Origin of the sequence: Oceanobacillus sp. FSL K6-2867, from assembly GCF_037963145.1 — a bacterium.
In the GTDB taxonomy this organism is placed as follows: Bacteria; Bacillota; Bacilli; order Bacillales; family Amphibacillaceae; genus Oceanobacillus.
Window position 1 is genome coordinate 4,227,381 of record NZ_CP150144.1, and the last position, 20,623, is coordinate 4,248,003.

At 36.3% G+C, this 20,623-nt stretch carries 22 protein-coding genes and 1 pseudogene; 22 read left to right on the forward strand and 1 reads right to left on the reverse strand.

Going from position 1 to position 20,623, the window contains the following annotated elements:
- Window positions 1–9: 9 nt before the first annotated feature.
- Window positions 10–978, reverse strand: a complete 969-nt coding sequence (locus NSQ77_RS20535; protein ID WP_339227953.1) for an asparaginase — start codon at window positions 976–978, stop codon at window positions 10–12.
- An 89-nt stretch (window positions 979–1,067) separates the two neighbouring features.
- Between NSQ77_RS20535 and prsW the strand changes: the two genes are divergently transcribed.
- The 22 genes and pseudogenes from prsW (at window position 1,068) to NSQ77_RS20645 (ending at window position 20,497) form a co-directional block, all read left to right on the forward strand.
- Window positions 1,068–1,748, forward strand: a complete 681-nt coding sequence (gene prsW / locus NSQ77_RS20540; RefSeq protein ID WP_339227954.1) for a glutamic-type intramembrane protease PrsW — start codon at window positions 1,068–1,070, stop codon at window positions 1,746–1,748.
- A gap of 111 nt (window positions 1,749–1,859) precedes the next feature.
- Window positions 1,860–2,666 carry a spore cortex-lytic enzyme gene (gene sleB, locus NSQ77_RS20545; protein WP_339227955.1) on the forward strand — a complete coding sequence of 269 codons (807 nt, stop codon included), beginning with the start codon at window positions 1,860–1,862 and terminating at the stop codon, window positions 2,664–2,666.
- Between the two features lie 14 nt (window positions 2,667–2,680).
- Window positions 2,681–4,024 carry a germination protein YpeB gene (gene ypeB / locus NSQ77_RS20550; protein WP_339227956.1) on the forward strand — a complete coding sequence of 448 codons (1,344 nt, stop codon included), beginning with the start codon at window positions 2,681–2,683 and terminating at the stop codon, window positions 4,022–4,024.
- 98 nt (window positions 4,025–4,122) lie between these two features.
- Window positions 4,123–4,776 carry a flagellar brake domain-containing protein gene (locus NSQ77_RS20555; protein ID WP_339227957.1) on the forward strand — a complete coding sequence of 218 codons (654 nt, stop codon included), beginning with the start codon at window positions 4,123–4,125 and terminating at the stop codon, window positions 4,774–4,776.
- Window positions 4,777–4,980: 204 nt separating this feature from the next.
- Window positions 4,981–5,652 (forward strand): (d)CMP kinase, encoded by a 672-nt coding sequence (gene cmk / locus NSQ77_RS20560; protein WP_339227958.1) that lies wholly within the window; start codon window positions 4,981–4,983, stop codon window positions 5,650–5,652.
- A 30-nt stretch (window positions 5,653–5,682) separates the two neighbouring features.
- A pseudogene (locus NSQ77_RS20565) lies at window positions 5,683–6,242 on the forward strand (lysophospholipid acyltransferase family protein).
- Between the two features lie 113 nt (window positions 6,243–6,355).
- A complete protein-coding gene (rpsA, locus tag NSQ77_RS20570) occupies window positions 6,356–7,489 on the forward strand; it encodes a 30S ribosomal protein S1 (RefSeq protein WP_339227959.1) in 1,134 nt (377 codons plus the stop codon).
- Between the two features lie 402 nt (window positions 7,490–7,891).
- A complete protein-coding gene (locus NSQ77_RS20575) occupies window positions 7,892–8,788 on the forward strand; it encodes a YIEGIA family protein (RefSeq protein WP_339227960.1) in 897 nt (298 codons plus the stop codon).
- On the forward strand, window positions 8,785–8,970 hold the full coding sequence (locus tag NSQ77_RS20580; protein WP_339227962.1) for a hypothetical protein: 186 nt from the start codon (window positions 8,785–8,787) through the stop codon (window positions 8,968–8,970). Before NSQ77_RS20575 ends, NSQ77_RS20580 begins: the two co-directional genes overlap by 4 nt.
- Before the next feature lie 151 nt (window positions 8,971–9,121).
- Window positions 9,122–10,432 carry a ribosome biogenesis GTPase Der gene (gene der, locus NSQ77_RS20585; protein WP_339227963.1) on the forward strand — a complete coding sequence of 437 codons (1,311 nt, stop codon included), beginning with the start codon at window positions 9,122–9,124 and terminating at the stop codon, window positions 10,430–10,432.
- A gap of 113 nt (window positions 10,433–10,545) precedes the next feature.
- Window positions 10,546–11,580, forward strand: a complete 1,035-nt coding sequence (locus tag NSQ77_RS20590) for an NAD(P)H-dependent glycerol-3-phosphate dehydrogenase (RefSeq protein WP_339227964.1) — start codon at window positions 10,546–10,548, stop codon at window positions 11,578–11,580.
- 62 nt (window positions 11,581–11,642) lie between these two features.
- Entirely contained in the window at window positions 11,643–11,903 is a 261-nt protein-coding gene (locus NSQ77_RS20595) for a stage VI sporulation protein F (RefSeq protein WP_339227965.1), read from the forward strand.
- 230 nt (window positions 11,904–12,133) lie between these two features.
- Window positions 12,134–12,331, forward strand: coding sequence for a DUF2768 domain-containing protein (locus NSQ77_RS20600; RefSeq protein WP_339227966.1), 198 nt, complete (start codon window positions 12,134–12,136; stop codon window positions 12,329–12,331).
- A 20-nt stretch (window positions 12,332–12,351) separates the two neighbouring features.
- Complete coding sequence (locus NSQ77_RS20605) at window positions 12,352–13,080, forward strand: hypothetical protein (protein ID WP_339227967.1); 729 nt, start codon at window positions 12,352–12,354, stop codon at window positions 13,078–13,080.
- A gap of 246 nt (window positions 13,081–13,326) precedes the next feature.
- Entirely contained in the window at window positions 13,327–14,805 is a 1,479-nt protein-coding gene (spoIVA, locus tag NSQ77_RS20610; RefSeq protein WP_339227968.1) for a stage IV sporulation protein A, read from the forward strand.
- Window positions 14,806–15,712: 907 nt separating this feature from the next.
- On the forward strand, window positions 15,713–15,985 hold the full coding sequence (locus NSQ77_RS20615) for an HU family DNA-binding protein (protein WP_010650679.1): 273 nt from the start codon (window positions 15,713–15,715) through the stop codon (window positions 15,983–15,985).
- A gap of 218 nt (window positions 15,986–16,203) precedes the next feature.
- On the forward strand, window positions 16,204–16,428 hold the full coding sequence (mtrB, locus tag NSQ77_RS20620) for a trp RNA-binding attenuation protein MtrB (protein WP_339227969.1): 225 nt from the start codon (window positions 16,204–16,206) through the stop codon (window positions 16,426–16,428).
- Between the two features lie 109 nt (window positions 16,429–16,537).
- Window positions 16,538–17,344 carry a heptaprenyl diphosphate synthase component 1 gene (locus tag NSQ77_RS20625; protein WP_339227970.1) on the forward strand — a complete coding sequence of 269 codons (807 nt, stop codon included), beginning with the start codon at window positions 16,538–16,540 and terminating at the stop codon, window positions 17,342–17,344.
- Window positions 17,345–17,347: 3 nt separating this feature from the next.
- Complete coding sequence (menG, locus tag NSQ77_RS20630) at window positions 17,348–18,055, forward strand: demethylmenaquinone methyltransferase (RefSeq protein WP_339227972.1); 708 nt, start codon at window positions 17,348–17,350, stop codon at window positions 18,053–18,055.
- A gap of 78 nt (window positions 18,056–18,133) precedes the next feature.
- A complete protein-coding gene (gene hepT / locus NSQ77_RS20635; protein ID WP_339227973.1) occupies window positions 18,134–19,105 on the forward strand; it encodes a heptaprenyl diphosphate synthase component II in 972 nt (323 codons plus the stop codon).
- Between the two features lie 74 nt (window positions 19,106–19,179).
- Window positions 19,180–19,626, forward strand: a complete 447-nt coding sequence (gene ndk, locus NSQ77_RS20640) for a nucleoside-diphosphate kinase (protein WP_339227974.1) — start codon at window positions 19,180–19,182, stop codon at window positions 19,624–19,626.
- Window positions 19,627–19,693: 67 nt separating this feature from the next.
- Window positions 19,694–20,497, forward strand: coding sequence for a protein-glutamate O-methyltransferase CheR (locus tag NSQ77_RS20645; RefSeq protein ID WP_339231114.1), 804 nt, complete (start codon window positions 19,694–19,696; stop codon window positions 20,495–20,497).
- Window positions 20,498–20,623 lie beyond the last annotated feature (126 nt).

Consider the following 20,623-nt stretch of genomic DNA (forward strand, 5'->3'; position numbering starts at 1 on the left):
ACTGATGGTTTATAAAGTTTCAAATAGTTCTTTTAGTTTGCTGTAATTGTTTGTTTTTTCCAATTCAATTAATAAGCGAATTCGCGCTTTTGGACCAGATAGTCCACGAGCAAAAATGACTCCTAACTGTTTCAGCTGTTTGCCTCCGCCATCATAGCCATAAGTTGGCTGGACAACACCTTGGTAGCATCTGGATACGAGTATTACCGGAATATTATCTTCAATCAATTGTTGTATTGGTTTCATTGTATCCTTTGGTAAATTTCCTTGCCCCAGACCTTCAATTACAATACCGTCAGGCTTAGCTTGCTGAATCGCATGTAAAAATTGTTCATCCATGCCAGCAATGGCTTTAAGTAGAAATACATTTTTGGTTATGCTTTGAACAGGCTGAGCCTGGCGAATCTGGATACTGCGATGAAATAGGATAGAATCCTTTGTAATTAAACCAATCGGTCCAAATTGCGGACTTTGAAAGGTTGCTACGTTGCTTGTCGACGTTTTTGTAACGTTTTTAGCAGCATGAATCTCGTCGTTCATTACAACTAATACGCCTTGGCCTGCTGCATTATCATCTGTAGCAACGCGAATAGAGCTAATTAAATTGTATAATGCATCAGAACCGATTTCGTTGCTTGAACGCATCGCACCAGTTAGGATAACGGGCTTATTAATCTCCAAAACCACATCTAGAAAATAAGCTGTCTCCTCTAATGTGTCTGTACCGTGTGTTACAACAATCCCATCATAATTTGGAATAAATTCATTAATTTTTTTTGCCAATTCCAGCATATGGACCGGTGTAATTTGAGGAGACGGCAGCTCAAAAACAATTTTTTCATCAATAGTTGCGTAATTTCCCAATTGATCAACTAATGCACTTAATGGATGGATCCCAGTTGTATTTACTTCCCCAGTCTCTTTATCTTCCAGCATGGAAATCGTTCCACCAGTATGAATAATAAGTATATTTTTCATAAAAAATCACCTGTTCTTTAATTTCTATTTTCATTTACACGACTTAATGATACGATAAAAGTAATGTACTTGGAAAGAGGTAAACGATAATGATTGCAATTTTATCAGCTGGAATTGCACCAATTGTTGCACTAATGTCATTTATTTATTTAAAAGACCGTATAACGGAACCAATCCCTTTGATTATTCGTTTGTTTATTTTAGGGGCTTTATTGGTGTTTCCAATTATGTTTATCCAATACGCATTTACAGCTGAAGGGATAAATGGCAATCGAATCATTGAATCTTTTATTCAAATTGCATTATTTGAGGAATTCTTTAAATGGTTTATTTTTATGTTTGCTATTTATCATCATCCTGAATTTGATGACCACTATGACGGAATAGTTTATGCTGTTTCGACTAGTATGGGGTTTGCTTCGGTCGAGAATATTCTCTATTTATTAACAAATGGGATTGAGTATGCATTTTTACGGGCATTTTTCCCAGTATCATCCCATGCACTATTTGGTATTATTATGGGTTATTACTTCGGCAAGGCAAAAATGAATGGACATAAACAGAATTTAAATTTAGGGTTTGCATTTTTCATACCGTTTACGTTGCATGGAATCTATAATTATATATTAACGAGCTTGGTCAGTTATTGGATGTACTTCTTAATTCCATTTATGATCGTTCTATGGATTTTGGCATTGCATCGTATGAAAATAGCGAATAATACACCACTGCAAATGGAACACAATAATAAAGAAAAATACCTCCTGTAAATCCACAGATTTACAGGAGGTATTTTATTTAGATGGATAATGATGAATAAAAAGGGTGATTACTCAAAAAATAGGTATTGCAATCCAATAGAATTAACGGGAGGAAAAAGTATGGTCAATCGAAAAGCAGTCTTTTTACTTATGATTATGATTATATCACTAATTGGACTGCAGCCAGATTCAACTACAAAAACTGTAAATGCTTTTAGTTCACAGGTTATTCAGCATGGTGCTGTAGGGGATGACGTTATTGAATTACAATCCCGATTGCAATACCTTGGTTTTTATAATGGAAAAATTGATGGTGTTTTTGGCTGGGGGACGTATTGGGCTCTTCGTAATTTTCAATATGAGTTTGGTATGGAAGTGGATGGGTTAGCTGGTCAGTCAACGAAAGATAAACTTGTCCAGGCTAGTAACTATGATGAAGGATATGTAAAAGAAAATCTTAACCAAGGAAAGGATTTTACGCATTATGGTGGCGGTAATGGTGGTGGACAGCAACAAAATCAAGGTGGCCAAGCTGGATCAAATGTAACCGCAGTTAATGTGCCTCAAGGATATTCACAAAATGATATCCAGTTAATGGCTAATGCTGTATATGGCGAAGCACGGGGAGAGCCATATGAAGGGCAAGTTGCAGTAGCTGCTGTCATTCTGAACAGAGTAGAAAGTGCGACTTTCCCAAATACTGTGTCAGGTGTTATTTTTGAACCTAGAGCCTTTACGGCAGTTGCAGATGGCCAGATTTGGCTAACACCAAACGAAACCGCTAGACAGGCTGTAGTGGACGCAATAAATGGGTGGGATCCATCGGGAAATGCAACTTATTATTTTAATCCGGATACCGCGACATCAGGTTGGATATGGTCAAGACCTCAAATCAAGAAAATTGGTAAACATATATTCTGTAATTAGAAAGGTGTGAGAAAATGTTTCGGTGGATATTGATTGGTTTACTCGCTTTAGGAATTGCGGGAACAGCTTTCTGGGGCTATATGGAGCATCAAGAGAAAAACTCCGTTCTAATCCAAGCAGAAAACACGTATCAACGGTCATTCCATGATTTAACGTATCATATGGACTTGTTGCATGATCAAATTGGAACAACTTTAGCGATGAATTCAACAGAGAGGCTGTCACCACAGTTTGTGGAAATTTGGAGATTAACATCTGAAGCTTTATCCGATGTTGGTCAGCTTCCATTAGGTTTGCTGCCTTTCAACAAAACGGAGGAATTTCTCTCCAATATTGGTGATTTTACGTACAGGACTGCTGTGAGAGATTTGGATGATTCACCACTGACAGAAGAAGAAACGAAGACTTTAAAAAAGCTGTACAGTCAGTCAGGTGATATTAAGGACGAATTAAGAGATGTTCAACATATGGCTTTAGAGAATAATTTACGCTGGATGGATGTACAACTTGCTCTGGCAAATGAAGATGAACCGATGGATAACACGATTATTGATGGTTTCACAACTGTCGAGAAATCTGTTGAAGGCTATTCCGAGGGCTACGCGGATTCAGCTATTCTTGGAACATCTTCAGAGGAACATCAGTACAAACATTTAAATGGAAAAGAAATTGGAGAGCAAGAGGCATTAAAGAAAGGATCAGAAATTTTAAATGTAAAAAATAAAGATAAACTGACGTTATCAGAAACCGGCGAGGGTTCCGACATTCCGATATACAGCATCTCTTATCAAAATGGAGATGAAAGTGGTTATATGGATTTGGCGAAGCAAGGCGGTCATCCATTAACGGTTTTAATCACAAGACCAGTTGCTGAAAATAAAATCAGTCTTAATGAAGGTTCAGAGAAGGCACAGGAATATTTGAAAAAACATGATATGGACAGTATGATGCTTTTGGAAAGCAGTGAATACGATAATGTTGGTGTGTATTCCTTTGTATATAATCAAAATGATGTCCGGGTATATTCCGATGCAGTCGAAGTAAAAGTAGCATTAGATGATGGAGAAGTTATTGGATTAACAGCTCGCAACTACTATATGAACCACACTGAACGCGATATACCTGAACCAGCATTATCTATGGATGAAGCAAAAGAAATGGTTAATCCGAATGTTGATATTCAAGAAGAATTTTTAGCTGTTATCGACAATGATGTTGATGAGGAAGTTTTAACCTATGAATTCTTAGGTGTATTGGACAACGATACTTACCGTATTTTTATTAATGCAATGAATGGCAGAGAGGAAAAAGTAGAAAAATTAGACGGTACTGAAATTAATTTTGCAGTTAATTTTTAGGGATAGGCAAAAAGCCTTTCCCTTTTTGTATGATTCTGCAATAATATAGGTATATAGCATTATAAATGCAATTTGAAAATAAGGTGAGGTGATTTGTTTTGGAAATAGGAACGGTACTTAATTTGGAACTGGAAGAATCAGGAAGAAATCATATCTGTTATTGCAAAATAATTGAAAAAAACGATAAATATTTAATCATCGATTATCCAATCGACGAAAAGACGAAAAAAACAAAAATACTGCCGCGAAAAAAGCTTTTTAAGGTTACATTTGTTGGGAAGGATAACGTTGTCTATCAATTTACATCTGAAATTGTTGCTAAGGTTAAATTAAACATTCCTGCTCTTGCTATTAGAATCCCTTTACCAGAAAAAATCGAGCGTATACAACGAAGGGAATATGTTAGAGTCGAAACAGCTGTAGATATTGCTATACATAGTTTTAATAACCAATTTACGCCTTTTGTCACAGTAACTTCTGATGTTAGTGCGGGAGGACTTGCAATTCTTGCGCCTAAACATATTTCGCTGGAAATCGGAACAATAGTTGAAGCTTGGTTTGTTTTACAAATGAATGATAATCAATTTCATTATATAGATACCAAAACGGAAGTTGTTTTAAACAGGGAAGCTAATAAACGAATTAATCTTGTATCATTGAAATTTATTACCATATCAAAGGCAAACCGTCAGCAGATTATACGATTTTGCTTTGATAAACAACGGGAAGCGAAGAAGAAAGAATTGATATAGCAAGTTAACTGCTTTAACGTATTTTATTGGTGCAAAAGCGTAGTTATGTTATGATAAAATAAGTATGGAAAACTTGGCAATCGCCAAGTTTTTAATTTGTTATCTGCTTTTTTGCCTTTTAAAAAGTACATAATATACATGAAATAGCATGCTAATGATAGCAGATAATGAAGTTTTACTTGATGAGAGGAATGAATATCAACAATGCCAAAGAAAAATATTGCAATTGCGATTGATGGTCCTGCAGCTGCCGGAAAAAGCACCGTAGCTAAAATCATCGCTGAAAAATTATCTTATATTTATATTGATACTGGTGCTATGTATCGTGCTTTAACATTAAAAGCCATCAGCCGAGAAATAAATCTAGAAAATGATAAAGCTATTTTAGAGGTCTTAATGCAAACAGCTATTGAATTAAAACAATCCGAGGCTGGGCAAATTGTCTTAATTGATGGAAAAGATGTAACTAATGAAATAAGATTTCAAAACGTTACGACGAAAGTATCTCATGTTGCCAAGCACGCTTCAGTACGAAAAGAAATGGTACGAAGACAACAAGAGATGGCTAAAGATCGAGGCGTAGTCATGGATGGAAGAGACATAGGTACACATGTGCTACCAGATGCAGAAGTGAAAATTTTCCTTATTGCATCTGTTGAAGAGAGAGCAAAACGAAGATATGAGGAAAATATCAAGAAGGGCATTGCATCTAATATGGAAGATTTAAAGAAAGAAATCGAGGAGAGAGATCGAATTGATACAAATCGTGAAGCTTCCCCATTAATTAAAGCAAAAGATGCTATCGAAGTCGATACAACATCCCTAAGCATTAGCGAAGTAGCAGACGAAATTTTAAAAGCAGTATCACAGCTGTGAAAAGAGGGAACAAAACGGAGGTGATTTGTGATGTGTTTATATACATTCGCCCGTCGTGTTGTTTCACTGATTTTCTATCCATTATTTCGTTTTAAAGTGATTGGAAAAGATAACATACCTAATAGAGGAATTGTAAATTATATGCTCCAACCACATTTCTAACCTGGGTCCGCTCATTGTAGGAATTACATCGCCGATAAATATTCATTTTTGGCGAAGGAAGAATTGTTTGAACGACGCTTTTTAGGGAATCTATTAGTAAGAATCAATGTTTTTCCGGGAAAAGGGGGCTGCAGATAGAAATTGCATTGCGGAGAGGCCTAAGATTTTGGACTGTTTCCTGAAGGTACTAGGAGCAAAAATAGGGAAAAACCTAGCTTATGTTGGTTTCTTTGCATTGTGTTCAAAAGCAGAAATTGTATCATGCTTGATTATCGAACCATATAAACCATTTCGGAAGCGTAAAAGTTATTTATGGCAAACCGATGGATATAGATTATTACAGAGAATCTAAAACATCGGCAAAGGAAACAGCTGATGCCATCATGCAGGAAATTATCGCTTTAAAAGAAAAATATCAAAATGAGTAAACTTTACTTGACAAATAATTGTAATTATTAGAAGTTATAGAAAGAATAGTTTTAATCATTTTTTACTATTTCCAGTTGATTGGAATATTGGACTGTCTAGGAGGGCTATGGATATGAGTGAAGAAAGCAAAGAATTAAAGCAACTAAATGTAGGAGATACAGTTACAGGAACTGTAGTAAAATTGGAAGAAAAACAAGTTCTTGTGGATATTGGCTATAAAACGGAAGGTATTTTGCCAATCGGTGAGCTTTCAAGCTTACATGTTGAAAGTACATCTGAAGTTGTAAATGAAGGCGATACAGTTACGCTTAAAGTAAAAAAGTTAGAAGATGATGAAGTTATTTTATCAAAAAAAGCAGTGGACGCCGAAGCAGCTTGGGAAGATTTAGAGCAAAAATATGAAAATGATGAGATATTCGAAACAGTCGTGAAAGAAGTAGTTAAAGGCGGACTTGTTGTTGATGTCGGACTGCGAGGATTTATTCCAGCTTCGTTAGTAGAAACGCATTTTGTGGAAGATTTCTCAGATTATAAGGACAAGCCGTTAACAGTTAAAATTGCGGATTTAGATCGTGAGCAGAACCGTATTATCCTTTCTCATCGTGCAGTAGTTGAAGCAGAAGCAAACGCGAGAAAGAATGAATTATTGCAATCCCTCAAGGAAGGGCAGGTTCTGGAAGGAACTGTACAGCGAATTACTAGCTTCGGTGCTTTTGTTGATATTGGTGGTGTTGATGGTTTAGTTCACATCTCTCAATTAGCACATGAGCATGTTGCTAAAGCATCTGATGTAGTTTCAGAGGGAGATAAAATTCAAGTCGAAATACTATCTGTGGACCGGGATAATGAACGTATTTCACTATCGCATAAAAACACACTTCCAGGGCCGTGGTCAGATATTGAAAAACGTGTTACTGCAGGCTCAACTATTGAAGGAACGGTGAAACGTTTAGTGAACTTTGGTGCTTTTGTTGAAATTCTGCCTGGGGTAGAGGGGTTAGTTCATATTTCGCAAATTGCTAACCGCCATATTGGTACACCACAAGAAGTACTCGAAGTTGGGCAACAAGTAAAAGTAAAAGTACTTGATGTGAATGAAGCTGAAGAACGTATATCCTTAAGTATTAAAGAATTAGAACAGGAACAAGAGCAAAAAGAATATCAGCAATACGAAAAAGATGATGAACAAACAGGGTTCCAACTTGGTGACTTTATTGGTGATCAATTGGATAAATTTAAAAAGTAATACGAATTTCCGCTGTTCATACACTTGTTTAATTAAAGAGACTGGGACATCACTATAGTGTTTAAGGCTAAAACGAACAATGCACAAACTTCCCGTAGGAATATACGTGTAACTCCTACGGGAAGAAAGGCAGAGGTGAGACACCGATAGCATAAGGTGGATTATCATCGGTCTCTGGATGCGCGAGAAGTGCACTTCCAGAGCCGATCGTTCTTTTTTCCAAATCAAAACACTTTTGCCCTTGTCTCTTTTTTTAGTTGAAAGGTTTAATTCTCACCAAAAAACTCCTCTATATATCTATCTGAATCAAGTTACAGTATAACTTTTAACAACCACTACTATTTCATTCATTTTTAGACATACTACAAATAAGCTTGATTACAGAAATTTGGAGGTGATAAGATGAGTGAATATATATTTCCAATTCTTTTTGGGGTTGTTACTGGTACATTAGCAAGAATTTTATTGTTACGAACAGACTACAGGCAATACCCTACCTATCTGCACGGTAAAATCATTCATCTGTCATTAGGATTTATTTCTGCATCACTTGGAGCATTGGCTGTACCTGCTTTATTGGAAAAAGAATTTACTGCTGTAACACTATTGACGGTTGCTGCAACGCAATTTAGAGACGTGCGTAATATGGAAAGAAATACATTGACTGAAATGGATAGCTTTGAACTTGTCACTAGAGGGAAGACATATATTGAAGGAATTGCAATCTCCTTTGAAAGCAGAAATTATCTAGTTATGTTTACAGGATTTCTAACAAGTCTAAGCTATATTCTATGGAATGTCTTTATTGCCATTATCGTTGCTATTGTTTGTTTTGTATTGGGGCATATATTAATGAGTGGTTCAGTTCTTGAAGACATTGTGAAAATAGATCAAGCAGAAATTTCGTTTGATGGAGCGGGACTTTATGTAGATAATATTTATATTATGAATATTGGACTGCCTGAGCGGAAAAAGGAGATTATGAAATATGGCATGGGATTTGTCGTTACACCCAAAAATATGAATGCGATTTCTACAATTGGCAATCTTGGACAACGCCAGGCTATTATTCACGATGTATCAGTTGCGTTAGGTGTTTTTCGAGACTCGGGGACGCCTGCACTTACACCGTTAATTAAACGCGACCTAGATGATGGCCGTTTAGGGGTTTTTATTCTACCGCAAATTCGAGATGTAGCCGTAGCTAAAAAAGTAATTGGTTCTGTACCGGTATTAGAAAATGCGGTTCGAATGCCTTCAGAAACAAATGCTTATAAAAAAGGAGCGCACAAGAAATGAATATTGAAAAAGCTATTTTAGCTGTGATTACAACTAAAAAAGAAAAAATAGCTGGTGGTGCCCCCATTTTTTTATGTGAAACAAAACAAGAATTAGAACTAATAGCAGCCAATCTTGAAGCAATATTAGACGGAATTGCGCATGCACTAAGCGAAGAGCTCTTTATTATTGTGAAACATTAATACTTATTGTTAATATTTCCTTCTTTTGCTAGAATGTATAAAGTGAAACTTCATTCCGTGGGCTGACTTCCTTTAAGTATAAATGTGCAGGGATTGAAGTTCGTTAAGCGTGATTAAGGAAAATAGACATAAAGAGAGAGGATGTTCCTTTTTGAGGAAATCTGTAGTTGCAATTGTTGGAAGACCCAATGTGGGAAAATCAACCATCTTTAATAGACTGGTTGGAGAAAGAATATCAATCGTTGAAGATATACCGGGTGTAACCCGTGACCGTATATACGCTTCTGCCGAATGGCTGAATCAGGAATTTAATTTAATTGACACTGGTGGAATTGAAATTGGTGACGAGCCTTTACTTGTTCAAATGCGTCAACAAGCCGAAGTTGCTATTGATGAAGCTGATGTTATTATTTTTCTTATCAATGGTAAAGAAGGTATAACGGGAGCAGATGAAGAAGTTGCCAAGCTATTATTCAAATCGAGCAAACCAGTTGTATTAGCTGTTAATAAAATCGATAACCCAGAAATGCGGGATACAATTTACGAATACTATTCACTCGGATTCGGACAACCGTTTCCAGTATCTGGTTCACACGGTCTTGGGCTAGGAGATTTACTCGATGAGGTTGTTAGTCATTTTCCAGAGGTTTCAGAAGATGATACGAATGAAGATACAATCTATTTCAGTTTAATCGGTAGGCCGAATGTTGGTAAATCTTCATTGGTAAACGCGCTTTTGAATGAGGAACGGGTTATTGTAAGTGAAATAGAAGGAACGACAAGAGATGCCATTGATACACATCTTCATAAAGATGATCAAGATTTCGTAATTATTGATACTGCAGGAATGCGAAAACGAGGAAAAGTATACGAAACAACAGAGAAATATAGTGTTTTGCGAGCATTAAGAGCAATCGAACGATCAGATGTTGTCCTGATATTGATTGATGCGGAGACAGGCATTAGAGAACAAGATAAGCGTATTGCCGGATATGCGCACGATGCTGGTCGAGGTATCGTTATTGTTGTAAATAAATGGGATACTGTTGAATCAGATGAAAAGGCAATGAAAGAGTTTGAAGCAAATGTACGAGCACATTTTCAATATTTGGATTATGCTCCAATCGTATTCTTATCTGCAAAAACGAAGAAAAGGCTGCATACGTTAATACCTGCCATTAAACTTGCAAGTGAAAGCCATGCAAAACGTATTCCTACAAACGTGCTCAATGATGTTATTATGGACGCACTCGCTATGAATCCAACTCCTACCGTAAAAGGGAGAAGGTTAAAGGTGCTCTATGCAACACAAGTAGCTGTTAAACCACCAAGTTTTGTCATTTTTGTAAATGATCCGGAATTAATGCATTTTTCATATGAACGTTTCCTAGAAAATAAAATCCGGGATGCATTCGGTTTTACCGGTACACCAATTAAACTATTTGCAAGAAGACGACAGTAGTAAACAAAGCCGAAACGTCCGGTTAATGACATATGAACTGAGCCCCAAACCCGGGGTGGTTCAATGAGGAGAATATTCCTACCGGGGGTTTTTTTAAAAAGGAGATCAGACTTATGGCAAATGTTGCAGTATTAGGAGCAGGAAGCTGGGGTACTGCGTTAAGTATTGTACTGGCTGATAATGGGCACGATGTCCATCTATGGTCACATCGCAAGGAACAAGCAGAAACCATTAATCGTACACATAAAAACGAAAAATATTTACAGGGCATTTTATCAGATCGGATAACAGCTTTTTATGATTTAAAAAAAGCTGTTTCGGGGGTAAGTGCCATTATTGTTGTCGTGCCAACGAAGGCGATTCGTGAAGTATGCCAGAATTTAAACGGAATTTTAACAGAGAAACCCACCATTATTCATGCGTCCAAAGGAATTGAACCAGTAACGTTAAAAAGGGTATCCGAAATGATCAGTGAAGAATTGTCAACCTATGATTATGAGGAAATTGTTGTTTTATCAGGACCGAGTCATGCTGAAGAGGTTGCATTAAGACACCCTACATCTGTTACAGTATCTGCTGTTAACATGGACAACGCAAAAATCGCACAAGATTTATTCAGTAGCGATACATTTCGAGTTTATACAAGTTCAGATATACTTGGTATTGAACTGGGTGGGGCATTAAAGAATATAATCGCATTAGGAGCAGGGATTTCAGACGGGCTCGGCTACGGCGATAACGCGAAGGCTGCGTTAATGACAAGAGGACTTGCTGAAATCGCTCGGTTGGGAACATCGCTTGGTGCGAATCCACTCAGCTTTTTGGGTTTGCCGGGTGTCGGTGACCTAATTGTAACTTGCACAAGCGTTCATAGCCGCAATTGGCGGGCTGGGAATTTATTAGGTAAAGGAAATAAGCTTGATGACGTTCTTGAGCAGATGGGAATGGTTGTAGAAGGTGTAAGGACTGTGAAAGCAGCATATCAATTTGCAAAAGAGCAGCAAGTGGAAATGCCAATTACTTCGGGGATATATCAAATATTATTTGAAGATAAAACACCAAAAGCAGTAGTTGATGAACTGATGAGCAGAGATAAACGAAATGAAATGGATGATATTTCAATATTGTTAAATGAACGTTATTCGTAATAACACGTTATTAACCTCCTTGCATATACTATGTTGAATGATTACAGCAAGGAGGAGAATTCGTGAATAATTTTCAAAAAGGAATGTTCGATAAGATTCAGAAAAATTCCAACATTAATCCAGAAGATGTATTAAAGGTAGCTGATTCTGTGAAAAATGCAAATTTTTCGGATGAAAGAACAGTTAGAGGTTTAGTAAGGCATTTAGCTAAAATGGCAGATAAACCTATGACAAAAGAAAAAGAAGATAAAATTGTTCAAGCAATTGTTAATAATAAAATGCCAGGGGACATGCAATCGTTGAACCATTTATTTAAAAAATAACGAATCATAGGTAACATGCGGATACGATAAGCTATATCCTTGCATAAGATAAATCGCACAAGCATTCATGGATAGAGTTGCTGAGGATATTATTTAGTCAGCCCGGGATGGAGAAGCCCCCTTCATTTCGGGTATTTATTTGTTAAAATATTATTTGATACGTGCTGGCGTGACGCATATGTTATAATACGTTGTGCAAAGGAAAATAGAGATTCTAGGGGTGATCAAAAATGTCATTATCGATGCTTATGATGTACATTTCTTTTGTTGGAATGTTTTTATTAATTCTGGCAATTGGCTTAATTGTACTCAGTAGAAATAAATTGAAAGGGTGGCTGGCTGGAATAGTATCCTTTTTGGCGTACCTTTCATTAATTTCAGGTGGATTAATCATTCTTTATGTCGTTTTAAGTGGTCCGACTAGGTAGCTGGTAAGGAGGCTATAGCAATGAAGCATACATACTATAAAATTATCGGAATTCTGTCACTTGCATTGCTATTAAGTGGCTGTTTGTATCCGCAAAGTGAAAAAGCACAAAACCAAATCCCATATGAAGAACAATTGAATACCGTACAAAATGCTGTTGACAACTACCGTGAAGAGAAACAAGGACTGGTACCAATACGAACAAAGGCAAGCGACACACCGATTTTTGAAAAATATTTGGTTGACTTCAGTTTATTAAAGGAAAATGGAAATTTATCTGAAGCGCCTGGAAACGCCTATGAACAGGGAGGTGTTTATCAGTATACATTAATTACACCAGAAGATAATCCTAGGGTTAAATTAATCGACCTACGTATAACCGAGGCAATTCGGAGTGTGAATGTTCAATTAGATATTTTTCGAAGTGAACATATCTATCCAGCATATGGAGATAAGATTATAAACGGTCTTTATACAGTCGATTATAAAAAATTAGGTTTGAGTAAACCTCCGACGGTAGTCAGTCCGTACTCTCAAGAAAATTTACCTATCATTATGGATGTGGATGGCAATCTTTATGTTGATTACAGTATCGATTTAAATAATGCCTTAAATGAATATGATCACGATTATAAAGATGGTGATGATATCCGTTCTATTTTAGCGGATCATACTCCTTTTGTACCAGCATATTCCCTTCCTTACACACTAAAAGATAACGAACCGGTTTTTATGATGGACGAGGAGTAACCTCAATTTAGAAATGACCGTTAAACTTTTGATAAATATAACATATAAATTCCCTTGCGACATATATTGTTGCAAGGGAATTTTATTTTATAGCATTTATTTTGCCTGAATAAATTGCTTAAAGGTAAGTAAATTTATGAAATAGAATGAAACAAGTCATATTTTAATAGGACAACATCATAGACTCATAATGTCAATATATTACGGGTGGTCCATATTAAAGTACGGAGATCGGGAGGGGATCTTTTGGAAAAAATCGATATTTTTAAAGATATTTCCAAACGGACAAATGGAGATATTTATCTAGGAATCGTTGGTGCAGTCCGTACAGGGAAATCGACATTCATTAAAAAGTTCATGGAATTAGTTGTTCTGCCGAATATTGAGGATGAGAGTGAGCGAGCTAGGGCACATGACGAATTGCCCCAGAGTGCAGCTGGACGTACCATAATGACGACAGAGCCAAAGTTTATTCCGAATCAAGCAGTTCAGCTAACCGTGGATGAGGGATTGGACGTAAATGTTCGCCTTGTAGATTGTGTCGGTTATGCAGTTGAAGGAGCGAAAGGGTTTGAAGATGAAAATGGACCAAGGATGATTAACACTCCATGGTATGAAGACCCGATTCCGTTTCATGATGCAGCAGAAATCGGTACACGAAAAGTAATTCAAGAGCATTCAACGATTGGCGTTGTTGTGACTACAGATGGAACCATTGGAGAAATACCCCGCAATGATTATGAAGATGCAGAGGCCAGAGTCGTTGATGAATTAAAAGAAGTTGGAAAGCCATTTATTATGGTAGTCAATTCTGTTCGTCCATCAAGTCAGGAAACAGAATTACTACGTCAAGAGTTAGCAGAAAAATACGATATACCAGTACTTTCCATGAGCATCGAATCAATGACAGAGCATGATGTTTACAATGTTCTCCGTGAAGCTTTATACGAATTCCCTGTTCTCGAAGTAAATGTAAATCTTCCGAGCTGGGTGATGGTATTAAAAGAAAACCATTGGTTAAGGGAGAACTACCAAGATGCAATTCAAACAACCGTAAAAGATATCAGAAGATTGCGGGATGTTGATCATATTGTCGGTAATTTTTCTGAGTTTGAGTATATTGACAAAGCAAACCTTGCAGGAATGGAAATGGGAGAAGGGGTTGCTGAGATTGATTTACATGCACCAGATCAATTATATGATCAAATTTTAAAGGAAATTGTAGGAGAAGAAATTCGTGGAAAAGATCATCTTCTAGAATTAATGCAAGACTTTGCACATGCAAAAAGAGAATATGATCATATCTCTGGAGCATTACAAATGGTAAAGCAAACCGGCTACGGTATAGCTGCGCCTACTTTAGAGGATATGTTACTTGATGAGCCAGAAATCATTCGCCAAGGATCCAGGTTTGGTGTCCGTTTAAAAGCAGTTGCACCATCTATCCATATGATCAAGGTTGAAGTGGAATCTGAGTTTGCTCCAATTATTGGTACAGAAAAGCAGAGCGAGGAGCTTGTTCGTTACTTAATGCAGGATTTCGAGGAGGATCCATTATCCATCTGGGAATCTGATATTTTCGGCCGATCACTTAGCTCCATTGTTCGTGAAGGAATCCAAGCTAAAATCTCACTAATGCCTGAGAATGCCAGATATAAACTAAAAGATACACTAGAAAGAATCATTAACGAAGGATCCGGAGGACTAATAGCAATTATTTTATAGCAGCTGATTATAAGCTGCTTTTTGTTTTGTCTGAAATAAAATTCTATTTAAGGAAATAATCGGATACTTCAAACCTGGAGAGGGATAAAATAATATTATGGCTGTGCATTAGATTTGAAATTTGAAGGCATGAATAAACCTGACCGTCCGGGCCGTTCCGGGCGGATGCTTTCCGTATATAGAATAATGTATAAAATTTAATGGAGTTAATTATTGTAGCGAAACGACTGCTTCCATCTTCAAAGCCAATGACCAGTGAGAATACCATTACAGTTTCCATCAATTATTAATAATAGATAGTAAGCCACTACTCAGCGGGGAAAGCACATACAGACTTCTACGGAATACATTGCCAGATTGAGACTTCGCAGAACGATCGTTCATGGAGCACAGAATCACCCGTGAAAGACGCAGTGTGTTTTCGAAACGGGATTAATGTCAACCTATAATTACACATTAAGTTGAAGTTTCTATTAATTCCGATATCCGATTTTCAACCCACCGCGCGGACAAAATACCTTTTCATAGAAATACGTTTTTTTCTTTTTGATGTGCTAATACTTATTAAAAATTTTTTATGGACGGAAGGAAATTTACGGTCAATGTCGTATATGTATATTAAACCAGCTGAAAGTCATGGTACGCATGGGTTTTAAGATTTTTCCAAAAAATGGTTGGTTTTTTGTCATTCAAAGGACATTTTTGGCTTTTTTACAAATAAATATCAATAAAATCGTTACTTATTGTTGAATTTTATTGCAAACTCAGTTAATATAAGCCTTGTCATCAAATGAACTGAATGACATTTGCGTATAAATAGGCAAACAAGTGGGCAGAATGGATTCATAAGAAATGGATTTATTTTGTTCCCATGTCGAACTATACATTTTGGGAGGAGGTGAATGTCATGAACAAAACAGACTTAGTGAATGCAGTTGCTGAAAAAAGTGAGCTTTCTAAAAAAGATGCTACAAAAGCTGTAGACGCAGTTTTCGAATCTGTCATGGATTCACTTAAAAATGGTGAAAAAGTACAGTTAATCGGTTTTGGTAACTTTGAAGTACGCGAGCGTTCAGCACGTAAAGGACGTAATCCGCAAACTGGAGAAGAAATTGAAATTCCGGCAAGTAAAGTTCCTGCTTTCAAACCAGGAAAAGCCCTTAAGGACAGTGTAAAATAAGCTACATAGGGCGTGGAAAAAGGGTGCGTAATCATACGTACCCTTTTTCTATTATTTTGGCGGATATGAAAGTATAAAACTTTCATATCTGCATAAGTGCAACTATAGATTTCGTCCAAAAGCTTGGCGAACGCCAAGTTTTCTAAAAGCAGCGAAAATTAATTGACTTTCATAATATAATAGGACATAGTAAATATAAAAAGGAGCAGTAGATAACGATGAATAATACTTCGGTAAAATCGGATTTTTTTGTTATCAAGGCTTTAGAAGATGGAGTAAATGTAATCGGCTTGACCCGTGGCAATGACACGAAATTTCACCACACCGAAAAATTGGATGAAGGTGAAGTTATGATTGCACAATTTACCGAGCACACTTCAGCCGTAAAGGTTAGAGGTAAGGCAATTATTCAAACGAGTCACGGTGAACTTGACAATCGATAAGGTTTAAATGATTTTGATCACTTTTTAACCTCCATCTGTATTCTTTCGTTTTTATAACCGACAATATATGCTATAATAACGAAAGCACTCGAAGGATGAAAGGGCTAAGGTGATATCTTTGTACACTTCAACGACAGAAATTCAACAAATAAGAAATCTTCTAGAAGATAAAATCCATAATGAATATCTAAAAAGACATATACAAAAGCCCATAATTCATGAAGGAAAACTGCAAATTTTAGCTGAATTAGTATTTAACTGTGATTCTTTAACAGACATTCAAACAGAGAGGTATATCATAACAACGATGATGGTGCAGATTGCACTTGATACACATGATTTAGTGCCTGTCGGCAATAAGGAAAATGAAAGTAAAGAAGAGAAGCTTAGCAAACAGCTTAATGTTTTAGCAGGAGATTATTACAGTGGATTATACTATTATCTTTTGTCTGAGATAGAAGATGTTGAACTGATACATACACTTGCAATTGCGATTAAGAACATTAATGAATGCAAAATGAAACTCTATTACAAAGAAATCGAATCGTTTGAAGTGTTTATGGATGTAATAAAACAAATTGATTCCATTCTACTTGTACGAGTTGCGCAATATCTTTATGGAAACGAATTGAATCAAGTTATAACTGAATGGTTGCTAACAGAGAGATTACTTTTCGAAAAAATTGGTGCTGCTAATGATAGAATATCTACACTCGTACAATGGAAAGAAATGAACATTGAAAAGACTTATACTGCGCGTTTAGTTTCAATCGATTCGTTAATCGAACAACAAATAGATAAAGTTGGTAAAGCTCTCACCCAGCTACCTGATAAATTCGCAGCGTTTCAGAAGCTATTTAGAAAAAAACTAGAAAACATGAGCTTATATCAATCCTCGATTGTGGAAGAAGGTTGACTTATGCAAGAACAAAGTAAAGAAGAGCGTGTCCATCACGTCTTTGAAAAAATATATACGAAATATGACTCAATGAATTCGATTATTTCTTTTCAACGACATGTTGCATGGCGTAAGGATGTAATGAAACGGATGAAGGTTGAGAAGGGGTCTAAGGCATTGGATGTATGCTGCGGTACGGGAGATTGGTCTATTTCACTCGCAGAAGCTGTCGGAGAAGACGGTAATGTAATTGGCCTTGACTTTAGTAAGAATATGCTTTCCATTGCTGAAAAGAAAAAAGAAGATTTAAATCTCGATCAATTGGAGCTTATCCATGGCAATGCAATGGAATTGCCATTTGAAGATAATACATTTAACTATGTTACAATTGGATTCGGGTTAAGAAATGTGCCAGATTATATGACAGTTTTAAAAGAGATGTACAGGGTTGTAAAGCCTGATGGAAAAGTTGTATGTCTAGAGACATCACAACCTACGCTCATTGGTTTCAGACAGGGCTATTACTTGTACTTTCGTTTTATCATGCCTATATTCGGCAAGCTATTTGCGAAGAGCTATAAAGAATACTCCTGGCTTCAGGAATCTGCGAAGGATTTCCCTGGAAAAACGGTATTAAAACAGATGTTTCTGGATGCTGGTTTCTCTCGTGTTGAGATGAAAAGCTATACAGGCGGGGTTGCGGCAATGCATATGGGCTTCAAGGAATAGTGGTACTGAGCAGTAAAACATTAAATTCAACCCGCAAATATACTTTTATTTTCAAGGTTATAAATAAGGTGACATAATATGAGACTTCCAAAAATGTATAGTTTTTTAAAAAAAGATTTAGATCGAATCGAATCCGCATTGCATAAAAGCATACAGGCAGAACATCCTGTTTTACGTAATGCTTCCGTTGCACTTTTGGATGCTGGAGGTAAACGAATTCGGCCAGTATTTGTATTGCTTGCAGGACAAATTGGAAATTATGATGCAGAGCGCATTCAAAAGGTTGCAGTCTCCCTTGAGTTAATTCATATGGCAACACTTGTCCATGATGATGTAATAGATGAAGCAGAGCTTCGAAGGGGGAAACCGACAATTAAATCTGTGTATGGCAATCGAGTAGCAATGTACACAGGTGATTACATATTGGCAAGGGCATTAGAACTTGTAACATCTATTAAAGATGCACAAATTCACCAATTGCTTTCGAAGACACTTGTTGAGGTTAGTGTTGGAGAGATAGAGCAAATAAAAGATAAATTTAAATGGGATCAAACACTTCGAGATTACTTAAGAAGGATTAAACGTAAAACTGCATTGCTGATTGCGACAAGCTGTAAGCTTGGTGCGATTGCAAGTGGCTTATCTGAACGCGATGCTGGAAAATTGTATAGATATGGATACTATATCGGAATGTCTTATCAAATTATCGATGATATACTTGATTTTACATCATCTGCAAAAGAGCTCGGAAAGCCTGCTGGAAATGATCTGCTGCAAGGGAATATAACGTTGCCTGTTTTATATGCAATGAAGAATCAAAGCTTTAATAAACTGCTGAAGGAAATTTTCAAAAACCCAAACACAGTTAATGACATAGATATGCAACTTATTATTTCGGAATTGAAAAAGACCCAAGCAATTAAGCTGGCATACGAAACGAGTGATCTTTATCTCCACAAAGCTTTAAAATCTTTGGATTCGCTACCAGCTTCAAGAGCAAAACAAACCTTACAGGACATTGCGAAATACATTGGTAAACGACGATCATAATTATATTGTTATTTTTACTAAAATTTGTTAGAATTTTAGAGGTTACTTTTTTTATACATAAATGAGGTGAAATAATGGAAAAAACATTTTTAATGGTAAAACCAGATGGGGTACAACGTAATTTAATTGGAGAAATTGTAAAACGATTTGAAACGAAAGGCTTTAAACTTGCTGGTGCAAAGCTAATGGTAGTATCAAATGAGCTTGCAGAAAAGCATTATGGTGAGCATAAAGAGAGACCATTCTTTGGTGAGCTTGTTGAGTTTATCACTTCGGGACCAGTTTTTGCAATGGTTTGGGAAGGCGAAAACGTTATTGCGAATGCACGTCAAATGATGGGTAAAACAAACCCGCAAGAGGCTGCTCCAAGTACAATTCGCGGAGATTTTGGTGTTACAGTCGGAAAGAATATTATCCATGGTTCTGACTCACCAGAAAGTGCTGAAAGAGAAATTTCACTATTCTTTGATGAAAATGAAATTGTCTCTTATGATAAACAAGATAGTGCATGGATCTACTAATTAAGAATAAACCTCCGTTTTTAAACGGAGGTTTTTTTACAATTATAGGTGAAAGAGGCTAAGAATGATGAAAGATGATTATATTGAGTTCATTCAGAAGGTAAAAACAAGGTTAGGAATTGACTTGCAGTTATATAAAGAAACACAGATGAAAAGAAGGATTACAACACTGCGAGATAAAAGAGGTTTTTCTAGCTATGTCTCCTATTTTGAAGCATTTAACAAGGATAAGGATATGTTAAATGAATTTACGGATCGATTAACGATTAACGTGTCTGAATTTTACCGCAATGCAAAAAGATGGGAGGTTTTAAAAGATACAATCCTGCCATTGTTACTGAAGGACAGGAATCGCTTATCCATTTGGAGTGCTGCTTGTTCAACAGGTGAAGAACCTTACAGCTTAGCTATTTTGATGAAGGAACACTTTCCGACTGTCCCTGTTCAAATATTGGCGACAGACATTGATAACAATGTATTGGCAAAAGCAAAACAAGGAATTTATATGGAACAAGCATTGAAGGAACTTCCAGCAAACTATAAAAAGAAGTATTTTGAAATGACGGGCAGTCTTTATAAAATTAATGATTCTCTTAAACAAATGCTTACTTTCAAAAGACATAATCTATTAGCTGATCGTTATCCTGCAAATATTGATCTTATCGTATGTAGAAATGTTTTAATTTATTTTACAGATTCAGCAAAGGAAAATATTTATAAAAATTTCAGTAATGCCTTAAAAACGAATGGTGTATTATTCGTTGGGAGTACTGAGCAAATTTTTAATCCTGCTAAATATGATTTTAATCTTGCAGAAACGTTTTTTTATCAAAAGATTAATGAATCACCAGTAAAAACGCCACTATATTAGTTGGTAATCAGACATTATCGACTCTAAAATTATTTTTTTCGAAAAAATGCAACATAAATAAATAGAGTTATGGTATAGTAGTTAGAAAAACTTTGGATTTATCCGTTATCCATTTTAATTCAAAAA

Coding starts and splice junctions, on each gene's coding strand:
- NSQ77_RS20580 (WP_339227962.1), top strand. CDS start 8,785: ATGAATATTGAAAAAGCTATTTTAGCTGTGATTACAACTAAAAAAGAA.
- prsW (WP_339227954.1), top strand. CDS start 1,068: ATGATTGCAATTTTATCAGCTGGAATTGCACCAATTGTTGCACTAATG.
- NSQ77_RS20600 (WP_339227966.1), top strand. CDS start 12,134: ATGTCATTATCGATGCTTATGATGTACATTTCTTTTGTTGGAATGTTT.
- NSQ77_RS20535 (WP_339227953.1), bottom strand. CDS start 978: ATGAAAAATATACTTATTATTCATACTGGTGGAACGATTTCCATGCTG.
- cmk (WP_339227958.1), top strand. CDS start 4,981: ATGCCAAAGAAAAATATTGCAATTGCGATTGATGGTCCTGCAGCTGCC.
- hepT (WP_339227973.1), top strand. CDS start 18,134: ATGAGACTTCCAAAAATGTATAGTTTTTTAAAAAAAGATTTAGATCGA.
- ypeB (WP_339227956.1), top strand. CDS start 2,681: ATGTTTCGGTGGATATTGATTGGTTTACTCGCTTTAGGAATTGCGGGA.
- NSQ77_RS20590 (WP_339227964.1), top strand. CDS start 10,546: ATGGCAAATGTTGCAGTATTAGGAGCAGGAAGCTGGGGTACTGCGTTA.
- NSQ77_RS20645 (WP_339231114.1), top strand. CDS start 19,694: ATGAAAGATGATTATATTGAGTTCATTCAGAAGGTAAAAACAAGGTTA.
- NSQ77_RS20615 (WP_010650679.1), top strand. CDS start 15,713: ATGAACAAAACAGACTTAGTGAATGCAGTTGCTGAAAAAAGTGAGCTT.
- sleB (WP_339227955.1), top strand. CDS start 1,860: ATGGTCAATCGAAAAGCAGTCTTTTTACTTATGATTATGATTATATCA.
- rpsA (WP_339227959.1), top strand. CDS start 6,356: ATGAGTGAAGAAAGCAAAGAATTAAAGCAACTAAATGTAGGAGATACA.
- NSQ77_RS20575 (WP_339227960.1), top strand. CDS start 7,892: ATGAGTGAATATATATTTCCAATTCTTTTTGGGGTTGTTACTGGTACA.
- ndk (WP_339227974.1), top strand. CDS start 19,180: ATGGAAAAAACATTTTTAATGGTAAAACCAGATGGGGTACAACGTAAT.
- NSQ77_RS20605 (WP_339227967.1), top strand. CDS start 12,352: ATGAAGCATACATACTATAAAATTATCGGAATTCTGTCACTTGCATTG.
- menG (WP_339227972.1), top strand. CDS start 17,348: ATGCAAGAACAAAGTAAAGAAGAGCGTGTCCATCACGTCTTTGAAAAA.
- mtrB (WP_339227969.1), top strand. CDS start 16,204: ATGAATAATACTTCGGTAAAATCGGATTTTTTTGTTATCAAGGCTTTA.